Below are 19,716 nucleotides of genomic sequence, written 5' to 3'. Positions count from 1 at the left end.
GGGTCCGTGACGACCTGGTTGGGGACCGACGCGCACGGTATGGAAAGGCCACCGGACCTGCGGCTGTTCCTCCCCGCCGCGGCTGCCTGGCTGGCCGCCCTGGGCGCGCTCGCGGTCCCGCCTTGGCTGGCGTGGTTGGGCGCTGGGGTGGCCGGATGCGCGGCCCTGGCGGTGTTCGCGTCCGCGCGGCCGCCGTTGGAGGCACCCGCCTTGGCGCTGGTGGCCACGCTGATCTGCGGCGCGACCGTGGCGGCGGTGTCCGGGGCCCACGTGCACCGGACCGAGTCGAGCGCGGCCGCCTCGGCTGTGGAGCGCGGTGGCGAGGTGGAGTTCCGGGCCGAGGTGTCCACCGACGCGCTCTCCAGGGCCGGGATGCCGCGCCCCGGCCGGGCCGAGTGGGTGGTGCCCGCACAGACGGCCTGGGTCCGGTTGGACGGCGACCGGCACGTCTCGCAGGTGCCGGTGGTGGTACTGGCCTCGGGGGAGGGCTGGGGCGACCTGCTGCCAGGACAGTCCTTCCAGGGGCGCGGCGCCTTCCTGGAGACCGACGACGACCCGTTGACGGCGGCCCTGGTACCGGTGCGGGGCCCGCCGGAAGAAGTCGCCGAGCCCAGCCGGTTGCAGGACTTCGCCGGGGGCGTGCGGACCGGTCTGCGCGAGGCGGCGTCAGAGCTGTCCCAGCCCGAGCGGGGACTGCTGCCCGCGCTGATCGTCGGTGACGTGTCGAGGATTCCGGAGGAGACCGCTGAGGACTTCCGGGCCACCGGGATGACGCACCTGCTGACGGTCTCCGGGGCCAACCTGGCGATTCTGACCGGGTTCGTACTGGGGGTGGCGCGGTGGACGCGCGCCCCGACCTGGTGCACGGTACTCGGCGGCGCGCTGATGATCTGGGTGTTCGTCCTGGTGTGCCGACCGGAGCCGAGCGTGGTGCGGGCGGCGTTCATGGGATCGGTAGGGCTGCTGGCGCTGGCGACCGGGCGGCCCCAAGCGGGGATGGGCGCCCTGTGCGTGACCGTGGTCGGTGTGCTGTTCGTGGCCCCGGGACTGGCCGCCTCCTACGGTTTCGCGCTGTCGGTGCTGGCGACCGCGGGGATCCTGCTGCTGGTGCCGGGCTGGACGCGGGCGTGGTCGCGGCGGTGGCCCCGGCCGGTGGCGGAGGCGTTCGCGGTCGCGGTGGCGGCGCACGTGGCGGTCTCGCCGGTTCTGGTGCTGCTGTCCGGGGAGGTGTCCTGGGTGGCGATCCCCGCCAACGTGTTGGCGGCACCGGTGGTGGCCGTGGTGACCGTCGCCGGGTCGGTCCTGACCGCGCTGGCCTCGCTCTGGCCAGGGGCAGCGGCGGTCCTGGTGCACCTGCCCGGGTTCGGGGTGTCCTGGATCGCGGTGGTCGCCGAGAACGGGGCCCGGGTGCCGTACGGGGCGGTGCCCTGGCGGTCGGACGTGGCGGGCGGGCTGCTGCTGGCAGGTCTCGTGGTGGTGTTCCTCCTGACCCGTGGGCTGACCCGCAGGGTGATCGCCGCCGCGGCCGTGGCGGTGCTCGTCCTGGGGCTGGCCGCACGGTGTGTACCGGGCGGCTGGCCACCGTCAGGCTGGGCGCTGGTCGCCTGTGACGTGGGGCAGGGCGACGCGTTCGTGCTCTCCTCGGGCCGCGGTGAGGCCGTGGTCTTCGACACCGGGATCGAGCCCGGGCCGGTGGACGGCTGCCTGGACCGTCTGGGAGTCACCGAGGTCCCGCTATTGGTGCTGAGCCACGACCACGCCGACCACGTCGACGGCACCCCCGGGGTACTGCGGCACCGGACGGTGTCCGCCGCGCTGGCCCCGGCCGGGTTCGACACGAGCTCGGTGGGTCGGCTGCTCACCGCAGAGGGTGTGGGGCTGGTGGTCGCCGAACGCGGCCAGGAGTTCCGGGTCGGGCCGTGGCTGCTTCGCGTGCTCTGGCCGGACGCGGGGTTCGTCGGCTCGGTGAACGACGCTTCGGTCGTGATCCGTGCCGACGGCCCGGAGATGTCGGTGCTGCTCACCGGCGACATCGAGGAGGAGGCACAGGGGGAGCTGCTGGACGGTCCGGAGCCGGAGCTGCTGTCAGTGACGGTGCTGACGACACCCCACCACGGTGCCGGTACGCAGGTCCCCGAGTTCCTCACCGCGACCGAGGCGAAGGTGTCGGTCACCTCCGTGGGCGCGGACAACCCCTACGGCCACCCGGCACCGTTCACCTCGGGGGTGCTCGAAGAGGTGGCCCAGGTGAACGCACGCACCGACCTCGACGGTGACGTCGCCGTGCTGGGCGGGCCGGTCCGCGTGGTGGGCCGAGGCCCCGATCCCGACACCGATCCCTGACCGCCCCGTCCCCTGACCGCCCCCACCCTGTCGGGTCTTGTCCTGTCCTCCCCTGCCTGCCCGGACCGGATCGATGAGCGGCGGGAAGACGCGGGTTCGGGCACCGGATGGTCCCCGGGGCGTGGCATCCTCGTTGTATGCCTGCACCCGCCCCGATCACGCTCATCGTCGGCGACGAGGAACTCCTCGTCGACCGGGCCGTGGCCGCCGTCGTCGCCTCGGCCCGCGAGGCCGACCCCGACGTGGACGTCCACGACCTGGTGCCCTCCCAGGTGGGCCTGAACACCCTGGTGGAGGTCACCTCGCCCTCCCTGTTCGGCGACCGCCGGGTGGTGGTGCTCCGTTCCTCCCAGGACTTGGTCAAGGACCTGGCGGCGACCGTTACCGACTACCTCAAGGCACCCGCCGACGACGTGTACATGGTCCTCACCCACGCGGGCGGGGCCAAGGGCAAGGCTCTGCTCCAAGCGGCGGTGAAGGCCGGGGCCCAGCGGGTGGACTGCAAGGGCCCCACCAAGGGGCCGCAACGGGTGGCCTTCGTCAAGGGCGAGTTCTCCGCGGCCGGTCGGCAGATCACCTCCGACGCCGCCCAGGCACTGGTGGACGCGGTCGGCACCGAGCTGCGCGAGATCGCCGCGGCCTGCACCCAGCTGGTCGCCGACACCGAGGGCCGCGTGGACGCGGCGGCCGTGGCCAAGTACCACTCCGGCAAGGCGGAAGCCTCGGGGTTCAGCGTGGCCGACCGGGCCGTGGAGGGCCGCCTGCCCGAGGCGCTGGAGCAGTTGCGCTGGTCCCTCGCCGTGGGTACGGCCCCGGTGTTGATCAACAGCGCCCTGGCCGGCTCCGTGCGCGGGATCGCCGTGGCCGCTCAGCCGCCGCGCGGGATGAGCGAGGCCGACCTCGCCAAGCGGGCCAAGGTGCCGCCGTGGAAGATGCGCGACCTGCGCCAACAGGCCCGGGGGTGGAGTGCGGCCGGGGTGACCCGGGCGATGGCGGTGATCGCGGAGACCGACGCGCTCATCAAGGGCGCCGGACGCGACCCCGAATACGCACTGGAACGCGCGGTGATCGAGATCGCCCGCGCCCGAGGCACACGCTGACGTCCCGGGCCCCGCGTCGGACCCCCTCCGCACGTCGGGCCCGCATATTCAGCGGATGGTCTTGCCGCCCTGCCAGACGCGCAGGGTGTTCAGGCCCATGGACCAGGCGAAGGCGCCCTCGTGGTCGGCGTCCCACTGCACGAGGTCGGCCAGGTTGCCTGGAGCGATCAGGCCCCGGTCGTTGAGGCCCAGCGCGTGCGCGCTGCCCGCCGTGGCCGCGTTGAGCGCTTCCTGGACCGTCATCTCGAACATGGAGATGGCCAAGGAGATGACCAGCGGCATCGACATGGTGCCGGCCTGGCCGGGGTTGTGGTCGGTCCCCAGACCCACCGGAACGCCGTGGTCGAGCAGTGCGCGCACCGGCGGGTTGCGGCGCTCGTGCAGGGCGGTGGTGGGGCAGGCCACGACGGGGGTGCGGGTGGACGCCAGGGCCAGTAGGTCCTGGTCGTCGGCCTCGTGTACCAGGTCGACCGAGGAGCAGCCGAGCTCGGTGGCCATCCGGACGGCGCCGTGCCGGGGCCGGGAACAGGCGTGCAGGGTGGTGCGCAGTCCCACTGACTGGCCCACGCCCAGGAGCATGTGGGCGTCCTCGGTGGTGAACTGCTGGTTGTCGCAGTAGACGTCGACACCGTCGGCTCCGGCCATGGCCGCGTCGCTGAGCCAGGAGGCGGCCGTGCTCACGTACTCCTTGGGGCGGCCGAAGAACTCGGGCGGGACACCGTGCGCGGGGAAGAAGGTGACGTGCAGGCGCGGCATGCCCGGTTCCTCCTCCAAGGAGCGCAGCAGGCGCACGTCGGCGAGCTCGCCGTCCCTGGTGAGGTGGTAGCCGGTCTTGGCCTCCACGGTGGTGCTGCCGGACAGCACCCAGTGCCGCAGCCGTTCGCGGACGGCGTTGCACAGCGTCCAGGGGTCGGTTCCCCGGGTGATGGTGACGGTCGTGGACACACCCCCGCCCGCCGCGAAGATGTCGGCGCGGGTGGCCCCCTTGGCCCACATGTTGACCTCGGCGTAGCGGTCACCCGCGTAGACGGGGTGGCAGTGGGCGTCGACCAGTCCGGGGGTGACGAGGCCGCCGCCGATGTTGACGATCTCGTCGACGTCGGTGAGGTCCTCCATCACGCCTGGGATGTGCTGGGGAAGTTCCGCGGCCGCGCCGACCCAGGCGATCCGGTCGTTGTCCAAGAGGACGGCGGCTTTCGTGAGCAGCTCGTTCCCGGTCCAGAGCCGACCGATGTTGGTGAGGAGTACTACCGGCATGGGTGGTCCGCCCTCGCCGGTCAGTTCCGCTGGGGTGCGTGCGGAACGGGCGCGTGGGGTGCACGGGCGGACATGGGGACCTCGTATCTGGGTGCGATTCCGACAGGGCCGTGAGCGACCCTGGGTCGCTTCGCGGTGCCGTGACAGTGGGGGTTCGCATCGGCCTCGGGGGACAGCGATCACTGTCGGCCAGTGCTCAAAGACCGTAGTCCATCCGCGGACTCCGTGTACACCTCCTCTCGGGGACGAATGCGAGCGTTCACGACCGAAATTCGCAAGCCGAAAAGGTGATGAAGGCCACTCTCACCCCGGAGGCCTGGTCAACAGCGCGGCCGGGCCGCCTCGTGGGCGCCCCGGCCGTGTGTCGCCACCGCCCGCGCACCCGCGGGCCGTGCCTCGCTTCTTCTTCTCGTGTCCAGCCCGCCTGTCTGAACCCGCCAGTCAGCCCCGCCTAAGCGTTACTGGGCGTGAACTCCTCCAGCTTGGCGGCGAGCAGTTCGGGGACGAAGGCGTGGAGCGCCGTGCCCTCCCCGGTGTGCTCCTCGCTGAGGATGCGGCCCTCGTCGTGCACCTTGGCGACCAAGTCGCCCCGGGAGTACGGGACGAGCGCGCGTACTTCCTCGGCGAGCTCCGGCAGTGCCCCGGCCAGTGCCGTGACCAGTGCGGGGACGCCCTCTCCTGTCCGCGCCGAGACCTCGACCAGGTCGGGGTAGCGGGTACGCAGTGCCTTGAGCGTGTCCGGGTCGGCGGCGTCGACCTTGTTCACCACGACGAGCTCGGGCACGTCGACGGCCTCGATCTCGGCGAACACCTCGTGGACCGCGCTGATCTGCTGCCCGGGGTCGGGGTGGGAGCCGTCGACCACGTGCAGGATCAGGTCGGCGTCGGCGACTTCCTCCAGGGTGGAACGGAACGCTTCCACCAGCTGGTGCGGCAAGTGCCGGACGAAGCCGACCGTGTCGCTCAGAGTGAAGCCGCGGCCGTCGGGCGTGCGGGCCTGGCGGACCGTCGGGTCCAGGGTGGCGAACAGGGCGTTCTCCACCAGCACCCCGGCTCCGGTGAGCCGGTTGAGCAAGCTGGACTTGCCCGCGTTGGTGTATCCGGCGATCGCCACCGAGGGGACCTTGCGGGTGCGGCGGACGTCCTTCTTGACGTCGCGCGCGGTACGCATGTGGGCGAGCTGACGGCGCAGTTTGGCCATCTTGTCGTTGATGCGTCGGCGGTCGGTCTCGATCTTGGTCTCACCGGGACCACGCAGTCCCACACCGCCGCCGGAGCCGCCTCCGGAGCCGCCCGCCTGTCGGGACAGGGAGTCACCCCAGCCGCGCAGGCGCGGCAGCAGGTAGTTGAGCTGGGCGAGTTCGACCTGGGCCTTGCCCTCGCTGCTGCGGGCGTGCTGGGCGAAGATGTCGAGGATGAGGGCGGTCCGGTCGACCACCTTGACCTTGACGACGTCCTCGAGCTGGCGCAGCTGTCCCGGGGTGAGCTCTCCGTCGCAGACGACGGTGTCCGCCCCGGTGGCCTCGACGATGTCGTGGAGTTCGCCGGCCTTGCCCTTGCCGACGTAGGTGGCTGGGTCCGGCTTGGAGCGGCGCTGGGTGAGCCCTTCGAGGACGAGGGCGCCCGCCGTCTCGGCAAGTGCGGCGAGTTCGGTCAGGGAGTTGTCGGCTTCGGCCTGGGTTCCCCTGGTCCAGACACCGATGAGGACGACCCGCTCGAGGCGCAGCTGCCGGTTCTCGACTTCGGTGACGTCGGTGAGTTCTGTGGACAGGCCCTGGACGCGGCGGAGCGCGTGCCGTTCGGCCAGTTCCATCTCACCCTGGTCGGGGGCGTAGCCCGGGTCCTCGTAGCGGTCGCTGCCCGCGGTCTCGCGGGGTGCGTCGTCGGCGTGGACCCCGCCCCCGACGGTGGTCGCCTCACGGAACGGGTCCTCTCCCTGGGCACTGTGGCCCGGGAGGTCGCTTCCGTGGGTGTCAGCTGTATTCATATCCCTCCAGGTGGGTCAACGCTGATGCGGCCGTGATTCTTCCCTGTCCGCCGCGTACGCGGCACCGCCCCGCTGCCCCGTGGCGTGGTCGGCGACGGCCGAGGCCCAGTACGCGGGCGGAAAGTGCTCACTGGGTCGATGGTGACACCTCGCTACGGGTGAAGGCACGTTAATTATCGCGGGTGACGTGACACAGGCCACCACCCCCAGAGCCGCAGGTATCCGTGCCAATCAGCGCCAAGACTGAAAAACCACGAAACTTCCAGAAGAAGTTTTACTGCGCTTCCCTCTGTGGAAAAATTGCACGTCACTGACACCACGAGTGACGTTGACCGCTCGACATCAAGATAGTAGTTTCACTTCCACATACCAGAAGCTTGTTTCGTATTGCGGAAGGTTTTCCATGGGCGCCAAGCACGGGGTTGAGATCACCGGCCCCCTCAACGAACGGTTCGACGAGATCCTCACCGAGGACGCCCTCGCGCTCGTCGCCGAGCTGCACCGCAACTTCGAGTCCCGCCGCCAGGAACTCCTGGCCGCGCGCAAGACCGTCGAGGCGCGGGTCGCGGCCGGTGAGGACCTCGACTTCCTCCCGGAGACCAAGCACATCCGTGAGGACGGCAGCTGGAAGGTCGCGCCGCCCGCACCGGGCATCACCGACCGCCGCGTCGAGATCACCGGACCCACCGACCGGAAGATGACGATCAACGCGCTCAACTCCGGCGCGAAGGTGTGGCTGGCCGACTTCGAGGACGCCAACACCCCGCTGTGGGAGAACATGGTCCAGGGGCAGCTCAACCTGCGCGACGCCCTGGACCGCGAGGTCGACTTCACCTCCCCCCAGGGCAAGACGTACTCCCTCAAGGAGGACTCCGAGCTGGCCACGATCGTCGTGCGCCCGCGCGGCTGGCACCTGGACGAGAAGCACATCCTCGTCGACGGCGAGCGGGTCAGCGGCGGCATCGTCGACTTCGCGCTGTACTTCTTCCACAGCGCCAAGCGCCAGATCGCCAAGGGCAAGGGCCCGTACTTCTACCTGCCGAAGATGCAGAGCCACCTCGAGGCCCGCCTCTGGAACGACATCTTCGTGCTGGCCCAGGAGCGCCTGGAGATCCCCCGCGGCACCATCCGCGCCACGTGCCTGATCGAGACCATCCCGGCCGCGTTCGAGATGGAGGAGATCCTCTACGAGCTGCGCGAGCACTCCGCCGGCCTGAACGCCGGGCGCTGGGACTACCTCTTCAGCATCATCAAGACCCACCGCACCCGGGGCCGCAAGTTCCTGCTGCCCGAGCGCAACGCCGTCACCATGACCGCCCCGATGATGCGCGCCTACACCGAGCTGCTGGTCAAGACCTGCCACAAGCGCGGCGCCCACGCCATCGGCGGCATGGCCGCCTTCATCCCGTCCCGCAAGGACGAGGAGGTCAACAAGGTCGCCTTCGCCAAGGTCCGCGACGACAAGTCCCGCGAGTCCGGTGACGGCTTCGACGGCTCCTGGGTCGCCCACCCCGACCTGGTCCCCGTCGCCAAGGAGATCTTCGACGGCGTTCTGGGCGAGAAGCCCAACCAGATCGACAAGCAGCGCCCCGACGTCGAGGTCAGCGCCGCCGACCTGCTCGCCGTGGACAAGACTCCGGGCGGCAGCACGATCGACGGCCTGCGCGGCAACATCAACGTCGCCCTGCAGTACCTGGCGGCCTGGATGGGCGGCAACGGCGCGGTGGCCATCCACAACCTCATGGAGGACGCCGCGACCGCCGAGATCTCCCGCTCGCAGATCTGGCAGTGGCTGCACAACGACGTCACCCTCGACGGCGGCGAGAAGGTCACCGCCGATCTGGTCAAGCAGATCATCGGCGAGGAGCTGGCCACCATCAAGGAGAGTCTCGGCGACAACTACAGCGAGGACCTGTTCACCCAGGCCAGCGAGCTGTTCACCGAGGTCGCGCTGGACGACGACTACGTCGACTTCCTCACCCTGCCCGCCTACGAGCGCATGCCGTAGCAACAAGCTCCGGCAGCCGGGAGCACACCGGGTCGCCCCGGCCAAGGGCGACCACCCGATCCCCGCGCCGCAGATAATTTCATGAAACGGAAGACTGCTTCCACCGCGCCCCTTGCCCTGGCAAGGGGCGCGGTCGTACGGTCCCCTTGCGAGGTCGCAGTCGGAGAAGGAGACCCCGGCCACACTCTCCGACCGAACCCGGGAGGCGCCCATGGCCACGACCGCACATCCAAAGAGCACTCCGGCGGCACTGGCCGCGCTGGTGCCCCGACTACGGGAGATCTGCGGTGCGGACGGCGTCCTGACCGACCTCGCCCAACGGCGCGTCTACGAGAGCGACGGCCTCGCCTACCACCGCTCCACGCCGGGCGTCGTGGCCATGCCGACCTCCACCGCGCAGGTCGCCGCCGTCATCCGGCTCTGCGCCGAGCGCGGCGTTCCCTACGTTCCCCGCGGGGCCGGCACCGGACTCTCGGCGGGAGCGCTCCCCCACGCCGAAGGCGTCCTCCTCGTCACCTCCCGGATGCGCCGGATCATCGAGATCGACCTCGACAACGAGTGCGCGGTCGTCGAACCCGGCGTCGCCAACCTCGACATTACCCGTGCCGCGAGCCCCCACGGCTACTACTACGCGCCCGACCCCTCCAGCCAGCAGGTGTGCTCAGTGGGCGGCAACGTCGCGGAGAACTCGGGCGGAGCCCACTGCCTCAAGTACGGGTTCACCGTCAACCACGTGCGCGGCCTGGAGATCGTCACCCCGGCCGGAGAGGTCGTCGAACTGGGCGGAAAGGCCACCGGAGCACACGGTTACGACCTCATCGGGGCGTTCGTCGGCTCCGAGGGCACCCTGGGCGTGGCCACCCGCATCACCGTGTCCCTCACCCGCTCACCGCAGAAGACCGTCACCCTGCTGTCCGCGTTCACCTCCATGGACGCCGGAGGCCAAGCGGTCAGCGCCATCATCGCCGACGGCCTCCTCCCCTCGGCGATCGAGATGATGGACGCACTCGCCATCGAGGCCGCGGAGAAGGCCGTGGCCTGCGACTACCCCGAAGGCGCCGCAGCCGTGCTGGTCGTGGAGCTGGACGGCCCCACGGAGGAGGTCGACGCCCAACTGGAGCGGGTCACCGCCCTGTGCGCCGACGCCGGCGCCTTCGAGACCCGCGCGGCCAGCGGAGCCGAGGAACGCGCGCTCATCTGGAAGGGCCGCAAGTCCGCCTTCGCCGCGGTAGGCCGGATCAGCCCCGCCTATATCGTCCAGGACGGCGTGGTGCCGCGGACCGCCCTGGGCGAGGTCCTGGGCCGGATCGCCGCGCTGTCCGCCGAGAGCGGGATCCGGGTGGCCAACGTCTTCCATGCCGGTGACGGCAACCTGCACCCCCTGGTGCTCTTCGACGACACCGAACCCGGCGCGGGCGAGCGCGCCGAAGAGGTCTCGGGCGCGATCCTGGACCTGTGCATCGAGCACGGCGGCTCCATCACCGGTGAACACGGCGTGGGAGTGGACAAGGCGTGCAAGATGCCGCGCATGTACGACGACGCCGCGCTGGACACCTTCGACCGGTTCCGGCGGGCCTTCGACCCCGACGGGATCGCCAATCCCGAGAAGCTGTTGCCCACCCCGCGCCTGTGCGGAGAACGGCCAGGGGTCACCACCGGCGTGCACCCGCTGGTGGAGTCCGGCAAGGCCGAGCAGTTCTGAACCGGACGGTCGTGACCAACTCACAGGGCCGGGAGGGCCGAGCGTGACAGAGGACTTGGACGTCGAGGGCTGCGTCCTGCGGGAGGGAACCCCCGAGGACGCCGTGTGCGCGGTCGTGCCCGGGCGTGTGGCACGGCCGACCGACACCGAGGCGCTGGCCCGCCTCTTGGCGGCCGCCCGCCGGAGCGGGCTCTCCGTGGCCGCACGCGGCGGCGGGACCGCTCTGGACTGGGGGGCACCGCCGCGTTCCCTGGACCTGCTGGTGGACGCCTCCGCGCTGTCCTGGATCGACCACAACGCCGGTGACCTGGTGGTGGAGGCCGGGGCCGGCACGCCGGTGGCCGAGCTCCACGAGGCCTTGGCCGCGGCCGGGCAGCGGCTGTCCCATGACCCCGTACGGCTCGGCGGCTCCGTCGGCGGGGCGGTGGCCACCGGCGTGAGCGGCCCCCGCCGCCTGCTCTCCGGCGCCTTGCGCGACCTGGTGATCGGCATGACCGTGGTGCGCGCGGACGGGGTGGTGGCGCGCAGCGGCGGCCGGGTGGTCAAGAACGTGGCCGGCTACGACCTGGCCAAGCTGCACACCGGCGGGTTCGGCACGCTCGGCGTGATCGCTTCGGTCGCCTTCCGCCTGCACCCCGTCCCGGACGCGCTCCGCGTGGTCAGTGCCCCGGTCCGTTCCACCGAGGCGGCGGAGCGCGCTCTGGCCTCCCTGCGGGCGAGCACCGTGGTCCCGGCCGCGGTGGAGCTCGAACGGCCGCCGGGCGGTCCGGACGGCCACGCGAAGCTCACGGTGGTCCTGGAGGGGACGCCCGAAGGCCTGGCCACGCGCGTGACCGAGACCGAACACGCTTTGGGCGGGGAGGCCGAGGTCGCCCAGGAACTGCCCAAGGACTGGGGTGTGCTGGCCGCGGAGGGCTCCCTGGTACAGGTGTCGGTACCGCCCGCCGAACTCCCCTCGGCCGCCCAGGCTCTGGGCGGATTGGCCGGAGGCGGTTCCGGAGCGGACGCGCACATCACCGGCTCGGTCCCGGCCGGCGCCCTGTACGCCGCGTTCCCACCGGGTGCGTCCGCCGAGGCCGTGGCCGCGCTCATGGACGGGGCCCGTTCACATCCGCACTGGTCGGCGACGCTGCTGCGCGCCGAACCGCACGTCCACGCCACCGGGGTCGACCCGTGGGGCGAGGTACCCGGGCTGGCCCTGATGCGGTCGGTCAAGGACTCCCTCGACCCCGACCACCGCCTCTCCCCCGGCCGCTTCGCCGGTGGCATCTGAATCGCCGAACACCCCCGCGACGACCCTTGGGAGGGCCCGTGACCGACCTACCGACCGAACCGGCCGGATCCGGCAGCGCGCCCGGCAGTACGCCCGGTAGGACGTCTGGCGATACGCCCAGTAGTACGTCCGGCGAGCGCGAGCGGCTCTTCGGCGACCTGCTCAACGAATGCGTGCACTGCGGGTTCTGCCTGCCCACGTGCCCCACCAACGTGCTGTGGGGTCAGGAGATGGACTCCCCGCGCGGGCGCATCCACCTCATGGGGCAGATGCACGAGGACGACGTGCTCAGCCAGACCGCCGTCGGACATTTCGACAACTGTCTGGGCTGTCTGGCCTGCGTGTCCTCCTGCCCGTCCGGGGTGGCCTACGACGCCCTCCTCGAGCACACCAGGCACCGGGTCGAGGAGGAACACGAGCGCCCGCGGAGCGAGCGTGCGCTGCGCGGGGCGGTGTTCTCCCTGTTCCCCTACCGGAACCGGCTCCGGGCGATGCGCGGACCGCTGCGCGCCTACCAGGCCAGCGGGCTGTCCAAGCTGGTCCGCGGGTCGGGGCTCCTGGAGCGGATCTCACCGACCCTGGCCACGATGGAGCGCATCGCCCCTCCGCTCTCGGCACCCCCTCCCCCGCTGCCCGAAGCCGTGCCCGCCGAGGGAGACAGGCGTGCCCGGGTCGGCATGCTCGTGGGCTGTGTGCAGGGCGCGTTCTTCCCCGAGGTCAACACCGCCACCGCGCGCGTCCTGGCCCTGGAGGGCTGCGAGGTGGTGATCCCGCGCTCCCAGGGGTGCTGCGGCGCGCTCTCCGGGCATTCGGGAAGGCTCTCCGAGGCCGTCCGCCTCGCCAAGGACCTGATCGAGGTGTTCGAGTCCCGCCAAGTGGAGCGGATCGTGGTGAACTCGGCGGGGTGCGGCTCCAGCATGAAGCACTTCGACCGGACCCTGGAGGAGGCGGGCGAGAGCCGGGCCTGGGTGGACCGGGCCCGCGCGGCAGCAGCGAAGGTCGTCGACCTCACCGAGTACCTGGTCGAGCTGGGCCCCCGCGCCGAACGCCACCCGATCCCGCTCCGCGTCGCCTACCACGACGCCTGCCACCTGGCGCACGGGCAGGGGATCACTCAACCGCCCCGCCAGCTCCTCGAGCAGATTCCCGGACTCGAGGTCACCGACCTGCCCAACAAGGAGGTCTGCTGCGGTTCGGCGGGCGTGTACAACCTGTTCAAGCCGGAGGCCGCCGGCGAGCTGGGCGACCGCAAGGGCGAGGACGTCGCCTCGACCGGTGCCGGGGTCCTGGTTTCGGGCAACCCGGGCTGCTCGCTCCAGATCGCGTCGGCGATGGAACGCGCCGGTTCGTCGGTGGCGGTGGCCCACACCGCCCAGCTGTTGGACGCCTCCCTGCGCGGCCTGAGCGCGGAGCAGCTGTTCGGCCAGCCCTGAACTGCCCTGCGCGGCGGTCAGACCAGGTCAGAGCCTGCTGACAAAAGGTGTTGGGCTCCCTTGGTCAGCAGGCTCTCAGACCAGGATGGTCTCACCGTCGGCGACGATGACGGCAGGGCCGCGCAGCCTGGCACCCGAAGCGTCCAGGAAGACCGTGCACTCACCGCCGAGCACGCGTACCCGCCACGTGGCGCCCTCGCCCTCGGGGGTGGCCGCGGCGGCGGCCGCCACGATGCCGGTGCCGCAGGACCGGGTCTCACCGGAGCCCCGCTCGTACACCCGCATGTCCAGCACGCCGGGGGCCGCCTCGGCGTACACCTCGACGTTGGCGCCCTCGGGGAAGGCCTCGGGGTCGAGTTCGGGGAGTCTGGTCAGGTCGACGTCGGCGACCGGCCCCTCGACCTCGCAGGCCAGGTGCGGGTTGCCCACGGAGATCTGTGCGCCGTGCACGACCTGCTGGGCGAGCTTGGCCGACGAGGTGCCCTGCATCTCCACCCGGCCCATGTCTATGGTGATGTCGCCGTCGTCCTCGACCACCACCCCCTTGGCGCCGTCGCGGGTGCCGACCTCGAAGCGGTCGCCCTCGACCAATCCGGCGTGCCGCAGGTAGTGCGCGAACACCCGCACACCGTTGCCGCACATCTCGGCGATACTGCCGTCCGAGTTGCGGTAGTCCATGAACCACTCGGGGCGTTCAGCGGTGCGGGCCGCGGGAGCGAGGGTCCCATCGAACGCGCGCGTGCGCACCACCCGGAGGACGCCGTCACCGCCGATGCCCGCCCGGCGGTCGCACAGCAGCCGGACGGTCTCCTCCGTGAGCTGGAGCTCCCCTTCGGGGTCGGGGAGGATCACGAAGTCGTTCTCTGTTCCGTGGCCCTTGGCGAATCGCATGCGGACCATCCTAGATGCTCACGCTCCAGCTACCGACCGGCCTCACGACCAGCACGATTCCCACCGTCTTCTCACCCGTACCGGGCCCAGCCGGTGCTCCACCTGGCTACGCTGGGAGCATGATCAAGGTGATCGCGGTCGTGGGCCCGACCGCTGTGGGCAAGTCGGACCTGGCCGTGCATCTCGCGGAGTGGTTGGAGGAACGCACCGGCCGTCGCGGCGAGGTGATCAACGCCGACTCCATGCAGCTCTACGAGGGCATGGACATCGGCACTGCCAAGCTCCCCGAGGCGGAGCGCAGAGGCGTGCCCCACCACTTGCTGGACATCTGGGACGTACACGAACCCGCCGACGTGGCCAGCTACCAGGCACTCGCCCGGGACCGGGTGGAGGACTGCGCCGACCGCGACGTCATCCCCGTCCTGGTGGGCGGATCCGGGCTGTACGTGCGCGCGGTCCTGGACCACATGGAGTTCCCGGGCACCGACCCCGAGGTGCGTGCCCGGTTGGAGGCCGAGCTCTCCGACCTGGGCCCCGGGCTGCTGCACGCCAGGCTCGCCGAAGCCGACCCCGACGCCGCCCGCACGATCCTGCCCGGGAACGGGCGCCGGATCGTCCGGGCACTGGAGGTCATCGAACTCACCGGCCAGCCGTTCACCGCCAACCTGCCCGACCACACCTCGTTCTACCCGTGCCTGCAGCTCGGGCTGACCGCACCGCGCCCCGAACTCGACGAGCGCATCGCCCAACGGGTCGAGCACATGTGGGACCAGGGCCTGCTGGAGGAGGTCCGCCGCCTGGACAAGCAGGGGCTGCGCGACGGCCGCACCGCGTCGAAGGCGCTCGGATACGCGCAGGCGCTGGCGCAGCTCGACGGCGAGATCACCGAGACCGAGGCCAAGGAGCAGACCGCCCAGGCAACCCGCCGGTTCGCCCGCCGCCAGGAGTCCTGGTTCCGCCGCGACCCGCGGGTGCGGTGGCTGCCCTACGACGCGCCCAACCTGTTGGAGCGGGCGATGGCCCACGTCGAGGCTGCCCTGGCGGGCCAGAGCGAGGATCCGGGCGAGGCCCTGGTGGACGTGGCCACCCTGCTGCCGAACTCCCAGCGCTGACTGTTCGGGACCGGGCGGTTCGGGACCGGGCTGTTCAGGACCAGGCGGCCACGAAGTACCCCACGCCGTAGGGCGCCTCGTAGGCGATCAGATCACCGGTGAACGCGCGGCCACCGGCGGCACCGGCCAGGACCTGCCACGCTGGGCGCCCGGCGACCATGAGATCGCGGGCCGGCGCGGGGTCGAGCCCGGCCAGGCGCGCGGTGTCCGCTTCGGCCAGTGCCTCGGCGACGGCGTCGTCGTACGGGATGGCGCGCCGGTCCACGAACCCCGGAGAGTGTTCGGTGCGGCGGGCGCTGCCGTCCCCCATGACCAGCAGCGCGACCCTGTCCCCGTACCGGGCCAGTTCGGCACCCAGCGCGGCCGCGCGCTCCGGCGGGGTTGTGGAAGGGACCTCCAGGTATCCGTCGGGACTCATCCCGGAGCGGTCGGCCAGCCACCGGCCGGTGGTCGCGGCCAGGCCCAGGACGCACGGCTCCGGCCCGACCCGCAGGCCCACCCCGTAGGCGGAGAGGTCTCCCCCGGCCTCGGGCCCGTGCCACCGTTCCTCCGTCCCCCGGCCCACCACGTAGAGGCGGTCGGCCCCGCAAGCGCCGAGCCCGGCGACCGCCCGGTCACAGGCGGCGCGCAGGTCCGCCAGCTCCGGCGCGGCCCCTTGGGCGACCTCCGGAAACAGGACGGGCGGGTGGGGACAGACGGCAGCGGCGTTCAACACAGGTGCGAGGCTATACCCGGGCCGCGCTCCCCGCGGCCCCTCCCACCCCTTGCCCGAGGTCCGACCCTCGCCTATATTTGACTGTGTGACCATGTTTGAAATTCGGTCACACAGTCAGAAGGGCGCGGTCGCGGGACGGGGGCTGGATATGGTCTTCGCACTACCCGACCCAGAGGAGCCGCCTGTGTCCCCGTCCGCCAACCAGTCCCCGGCCGAACGCGAGCTTCGGGCCGACCGCATCCTCGATGCGGCGGAGGAGCTCATGGTGGCCTGGGGCCACCGCAAGACCACCATCGAAGACGTCTCCCGCAGGGCGGGTGTCGGCAAGGGCACGGTCTACCTGCACTTCCCCACCAAGGAACGGCTGTTCCTCACCGTGGTGATGCGCGCCCAGCACGGAATGGTCACCCGCCTCGTCCAGCTCATGCGCGAGGACCCGGAAGCCGTGCGGCCCAGCGAGATCGCCCGCAACATCTACCTCCTACAGTTCGGCGCGCCGATCATCCGGGCGATTTTCACCAACGACACAGAGGCACTGGGCACCCTCTCCCGCACCGTCACCGACCTGGTCGGCGACCTGGCCAAAGCCCGACAGGAGGTCCTGGCCGATTACTGGGGCGTACTGGGTGAGCACGGGGTGCTCAGCACGCAGCTCCCCGCGGAACAGCAGATCTACGCCTACAGCGCCACCGTCACCGGACACCTCGTCGCCGACGCCCTGCTCGCCCAACAGGGATTTCCCGTCCCCGACGTCAACGCCAGGGCCGACCTGACCGCCCGCAGCATCCGCCTGCTCCTGGAGCAGGACGTCGCCGAAACCGCCATGAGGTCCGCCCGAGCCGAAGCTGTCGCCCTTTTCGAGGGCCTCCGCCAACGGCTGGACAGCGAGCTCGAGGAACAGAAGCGCGTCAAGCGCACCACGTAGCACTCCCGAGGAGGCACCATGACCGCCGCAGCCACGTCCACCCCCGGTGACAACCGACTCAACCTGCGCGAACAGGAGTTCGTCGAGGAGCCGTTCAGGGTGATCGAACGGATCCGGGAGGCGGGCGGCTCCGCACCGGTGCTCTTCGTCGACGGCCAGGAAGCGCGGGTCTTCGTCGACGACGAGGACGCGCGCACCATCCTCAGCGACCGGCGGTTCGCCGTGAACGCGGAGAACGTGCCCGAGGGCACTGAGGGGGCCTCACGCACCAACGCCCTGGCGACCCTGGGCATCCGTCCCGACCTGGTCACCTACCTGACCGAGTCCGTACTGGACAAGGACGGCTCCGACCACACCCGGCTGCGCAAACTCGTCTCCCGGACCTTCACCGTCCGCCGGGTGGGGGAGCTGCGCCCGAGCGTCGAACGCATTACCGCGGACCTGCTGGCCGAACTCCCCTCGCACGCTGACGAGGACGGCGTGGTCGACCTGATCGAGCACTTCGCCTACCCGCTGCCCATCGCGGTCATCTGCGACCTGGTCGGGGTCCCCGAAGAGGAGCGGGCCCAGTGGCTGGCCTGGAGCCATCAGCTCACCAGGTTCGACCCGTCCCGCCCCACAGAGATGAACGAGACCCTCGGCGAGATGATCGACCACATCGAAAGGATGATCGCCGAACGCCGGGAGACCCCGCACGACGATCTCCTGGACGCGCTCATCCGGGAACGGGACGAGGACGGCGGCCGGCTCAGCGGGGCCGAACTCGTCACCATGGTGTTCAGCCTGGTGATCGCCGGGCACGAGACCACCGCGCACCTTCTGGGCAACGGCACCCGCGCACTCCTCGAAAACCCCGATCAGCTCTCCCTGCTCCGGTCCGACCCGGGGCTGCTGCCCGCCGCCGTCCACGAGATGCTCCGCTACGGCGGTACCGCCGTCATCACCCGGGCCCGCTACGCCACCGAAGACGTCCGGCTCAAGTGCGGGGACGTAGCCGCAGGGGAACGCGCCATCGCGCTCGTCGCGGGCGCCAACCGGGACCCGAACGTGCACCCCGATCCGTACCGCTTCGACATCACCCGGCACCAAGGGAAGCCCGGCGAGGCACACGTCGCGTTCGGCCACGGCATGCACTACTGCCTCGGTGCCGCCCTGGCCCGGCAGGAGGGCGAGATCGCCGTCCAAGCGCTCTTCGATACCTTCCCCGACCTGGCCCTGGTCCCCGGCCGCCCGCCCCGGCCCGATCTGGTCCCGGGGGCCCTGCGGCTGAGCACCCTGCCCCTGCGGCTCACACCCTAGGAGCACGGTCCCGAGGATCCCAGTGTCCCGGGAACGGACCCACTGCTCCCGGGAACGAACCCCTCCTGCCCAGGGGAACAGGAAGGCCCCGGCGCCGTGCCCGAACTCAGGCAGCGCACCGGGGGCCTCGGAGAGCCTTCCGGGTCAGGCGTCGCAGCAGCCGCCCGCGGGGGCCGGCTCCTCGGCGGGCGCCCCGACCTTGGGCATGCCCAGCAGCACGTCCGGCTTGCTGATCTGGACCGGCTTGCCCTGACGGGCGTCCCACGCGTCACCGGCGCGCGTCCGGCGCAGGTTCCGCACACCGGAGTCGGCGACCAGGTGGTGCGGAGCAGCGTAGGTCACCTCTACGGTCACCATGTCGCCCGGCCGGGGCTCCTCGGCATCGCCCACGGCGAAGTGCACGAGGCGGTTGTCGGGGGCGCGGCCGGACAGGCGGCGGTGCGCACCGTCCTTCTTGCCCTCACCCTCGGAGACCATCAGCTCGACCTCGCGGCCGACCATCTTCTGGTTCTCCTCCCAGGAGATCTGGTCCTGCAGCGCCACCAACCGCTGGTAGCGCTCCTTGACGACCTCCGGCGACACCTGGCCGTCCATGGTGGCGGCCGGGGTCCCGGGACGTTTGGAGTACTGGAAGGTGAACGCCATCGAGAACCGGGACTCGCGGACCACGTGCAGGGTCTCCTCGAAGTCCTCCTCGGTCTCACCGGGGAAACCCACGATGATGTCGGTGGTGATCGCCGCCTGGGGCATCGCCGCGCGCACCTTCTCCACGATGCCCAGGAAGCGCTCCTGGCGGTAGGAGCGGCGCATGTCCTTGAGGACCTTGCTGGACCCGGACTGCAGCGGCATGTGCAGCTGCGGCATGACGTTGGGGGTCTCGGCCATGGCCTCGATGACGTCGTCCGTGAAGTCCCTCGGATGCGGAGACGTGAAGCGGACCCGCTCCAGGCCCTCGATCTCGCCGCAGGCGCGCAGCAGCTTGGAGAAGGCCTGCCGGTCGCCGAACTCACTGCCGTAGGCGTTGACGTTCTGGCCCAGCAGCGTCACCTCGGTGACACCCTCCTCGACCAGGGCCCGGACCTCGGCGAGCACGTCGCCGGGGCGGCGGTCCTTCTCCTTGCCGCGCAGAGCGGGCACGATGCAGAAGGTGCAGGTGTTGTTGCAACCCACTGAGATCGACACCCAGGCGGCGTAGGCGGACTCGCGGCGGCTGGGCAACGTGGACGGGAAGTGCTCCAACGCCTCGGCGATCTCCACCTGCGCCTCGCGCTGGACACGCGCACGCTCCAGCAGAGTCGGCAGGGAACCGATGTTGTGCGTTCCGAACACCACGTCGACCCAGGGGGCGCGGCGCACGATCTCGCCGCGGTCCTTCTGGGCCAGGCACCCGCCCACGGCGATCTGCATCCCGGGATGGGCGTCCTTGACCGGACGCAGGTGCCCGAGGTTGCCGTAGAGGCGGTTGTCCGCGTTCTCCCGGACCGCACAGGTGTTGAAGACGACGATGTCTGCGGTGCTGTCCTCAGCTGCGCGAGCGTACCCAGCGTCCTCCAGCAGACCGGAGAGGCGCTCGGAGTCGTGGACGTTCATCTGGCAGCCGTAGGTACGCACTTGGTAGGTACGACTCTGGCTCACCATTTCAGGCTAACCCTTGCGGTGGGCGCCCGGGTA

Annotated in this window: 14 protein-coding genes; 9 read left to right on the top strand and 5 right to left on the bottom strand. The window is 71.1% G+C overall.

Features of this window, described 5'->3' with window-relative positions:
• Positions 1 to 6: 6 nt before the first annotated feature.
• Both ACYVDG_RS22380 and holA read left to right on the top strand, forming a co-directional pair.
• A complete protein-coding gene (locus ACYVDG_RS22380) occupies positions 7 to 2,343 on the top strand; it encodes a ComEC/Rec2 family competence protein (protein WP_460757086.1) in 2,337 nt (778 codons plus the stop codon).
• A gap of 137 nt (positions 2,344 to 2,480) precedes the next feature.
• Positions 2,481 to 3,443 carry a DNA polymerase III subunit delta gene (gene holA, locus ACYVDG_RS22375; protein WP_460757082.1) on the top strand — a complete coding sequence of 321 codons (963 nt, stop codon included), beginning with the start codon at positions 2,481 to 2,483 and terminating at the stop codon, positions 3,441 to 3,443.
• A 48-nt stretch (positions 3,444 to 3,491) separates the two neighbouring features.
• Here holA and ACYVDG_RS22370 read toward each other — a convergent pair whose 3' ends face one another.
• Together ACYVDG_RS22370 and hflX are read right to left on the bottom strand one after the other, a co-directional pair.
• Positions 3,492 to 4,700: an amidohydrolase family protein gene (locus tag ACYVDG_RS22370; protein WP_460757079.1), complete on the bottom strand. Its 1,209-nt coding sequence runs from the start codon at positions 4,698 to 4,700 to the stop codon at positions 3,492 to 3,494.
• A 451-nt stretch (positions 4,701 to 5,151) separates the two neighbouring features.
• Positions 5,152 to 6,687, bottom strand: a complete 1,536-nt coding sequence (gene hflX / locus ACYVDG_RS22365) for a GTPase HflX (protein ID WP_460757077.1) — start codon at positions 6,685 to 6,687, stop codon at positions 5,152 to 5,154.
• Positions 6,688 to 7,090: 403 nt separating this feature from the next.
• On the opposite strand from hflX, the gene aceB reads away from it, so the two are divergent.
• The 4 genes from aceB to ACYVDG_RS22345 all read left to right on the top strand — a co-directional run bounded on the left by aceB (position 7,091) and on the right by ACYVDG_RS22345 (position 13,103).
• Positions 7,091 to 8,695, top strand: coding sequence for a malate synthase A (gene aceB, locus ACYVDG_RS22360; protein WP_460757075.1), 1,605 nt, complete (start codon positions 7,091 to 7,093; stop codon positions 8,693 to 8,695).
• 211 nt (positions 8,696 to 8,906) lie between these two features.
• Positions 8,907 to 10,397 (top strand): FAD-linked oxidase C-terminal domain-containing protein, encoded by a 1,491-nt coding sequence (locus ACYVDG_RS22355; RefSeq protein ID WP_460757072.1) that lies wholly within the window; start codon positions 8,907 to 8,909, stop codon positions 10,395 to 10,397.
• A 43-nt stretch (positions 10,398 to 10,440) separates the two neighbouring features.
• Positions 10,441 to 11,670, top strand: coding sequence for an FAD-binding oxidoreductase (locus ACYVDG_RS22350; RefSeq protein WP_460757069.1), 1,230 nt, complete (start codon positions 10,441 to 10,443; stop codon positions 11,668 to 11,670).
• 38 nt (positions 11,671 to 11,708) lie between these two features.
• On the top strand, positions 11,709 to 13,103 hold the full coding sequence (locus ACYVDG_RS22345) for a (Fe-S)-binding protein (protein WP_460757066.1): 1,395 nt from the start codon (positions 11,709 to 11,711) through the stop codon (positions 13,101 to 13,103).
• 75 nt (positions 13,104 to 13,178) lie between these two features.
• On the opposite strand, the gene dapF is transcribed toward ACYVDG_RS22345, so the two are convergent.
• The gene (gene dapF / locus ACYVDG_RS22340) at positions 13,179 to 14,003 is read right to left on the bottom strand and encodes a diaminopimelate epimerase (RefSeq protein WP_460757063.1); all 825 of its coding nucleotides are present in this window, start codon (positions 14,001 to 14,003) and stop codon (positions 13,179 to 13,181) included.
• 110 nt (positions 14,004 to 14,113) lie between these two features.
• Here dapF and miaA point away from each other — a divergent pair, with 110 nt between their 5' ends.
• Positions 14,114 to 15,106 (top strand): tRNA (adenosine(37)-N6)-dimethylallyltransferase MiaA, encoded by a 993-nt coding sequence (gene miaA, locus ACYVDG_RS22335; RefSeq protein WP_460757059.1) that lies wholly within the window; start codon positions 14,114 to 14,116, stop codon positions 15,104 to 15,106.
• A gap of 34 nt (positions 15,107 to 15,140) precedes the next feature.
• Here miaA and ACYVDG_RS22330 read toward each other — a convergent pair whose 3' ends face one another.
• Positions 15,141 to 15,821, bottom strand: a complete 681-nt coding sequence (locus ACYVDG_RS22330; RefSeq protein ID WP_460757054.1) for a class III extradiol dioxygenase subunit B-like domain-containing protein — start codon at positions 15,819 to 15,821, stop codon at positions 15,141 to 15,143.
• Between the two features lie 184 nt (positions 15,822 to 16,005).
• On the opposite strand from ACYVDG_RS22330, the gene ACYVDG_RS22325 reads away from it, so the two are divergent.
• Together ACYVDG_RS22325 and ACYVDG_RS22320 are read left to right on the top strand one after the other, a co-directional pair.
• The gene (locus tag ACYVDG_RS22325; RefSeq protein ID WP_460757051.1) at positions 16,006 to 16,746 is read left to right on the top strand and encodes a TetR/AcrR family transcriptional regulator; all 741 of its coding nucleotides are present in this window, start codon (positions 16,006 to 16,008) and stop codon (positions 16,744 to 16,746) included.
• 18 nt (positions 16,747 to 16,764) lie between these two features.
• Positions 16,765 to 18,045, top strand: a complete 1,281-nt coding sequence (locus ACYVDG_RS22320) for a cytochrome P450 family protein (protein WP_460757047.1) — start codon at positions 16,765 to 16,767, stop codon at positions 18,043 to 18,045.
• A gap of 144 nt (positions 18,046 to 18,189) precedes the next feature.
• Here ACYVDG_RS22320 and miaB read toward each other — a convergent pair whose 3' ends face one another.
• Entirely contained in the window at positions 18,190 to 19,656 is a 1,467-nt protein-coding gene (gene miaB / locus ACYVDG_RS22315; protein WP_460757199.1) for a tRNA (N6-isopentenyl adenosine(37)-C2)-methylthiotransferase MiaB, read from the bottom strand.
• Between the last annotated feature and the right edge of the window lie 60 nt (positions 19,657 to 19,716).

The organism is Nocardiopsis oceani, from assembly GCF_054777395.1.
This window is presented reverse-complemented; position numbering and strand designations above follow the sequence as displayed.

Bases quoted from the DNA above. Each gene is read 5' to 3' on its own strand.
- holA (WP_460757082.1), top strand. From the start codon at position 2,481: ATGCCTGCACCCGCCCCGATCACGCTCATCGTCGGCGACGAGGAACTC.
- ACYVDG_RS22370 (WP_460757079.1), bottom strand. From the start codon at position 4,700: ATGCCGGTAGTACTCCTCACCAACATCGGTCGGCTCTGGACCGGGAAC.
- hflX (WP_460757077.1), bottom strand. From the start codon at position 6,687: ATGAATACAGCTGACACCCACGGAAGCGACCTCCCGGGCCACAGTGCC.
- aceB (WP_460757075.1), top strand. From the start codon at position 7,091: ATGGGCGCCAAGCACGGGGTTGAGATCACCGGCCCCCTCAACGAACGG.
- ACYVDG_RS22355 (WP_460757072.1), top strand. From the start codon at position 8,907: ATGGCCACGACCGCACATCCAAAGAGCACTCCGGCGGCACTGGCCGCG.
- dapF (WP_460757063.1), bottom strand. From the start codon at position 14,003: ATGGTCCGCATGCGATTCGCCAAGGGCCACGGAACAGAGAACGACTTC.
- miaA (WP_460757059.1), top strand. From the start codon at position 14,114: ATGATCAAGGTGATCGCGGTCGTGGGCCCGACCGCTGTGGGCAAGTCG.
- ACYVDG_RS22320 (WP_460757047.1), top strand. From the start codon at position 16,765: ATGACCGCCGCAGCCACGTCCACCCCCGGTGACAACCGACTCAACCTG.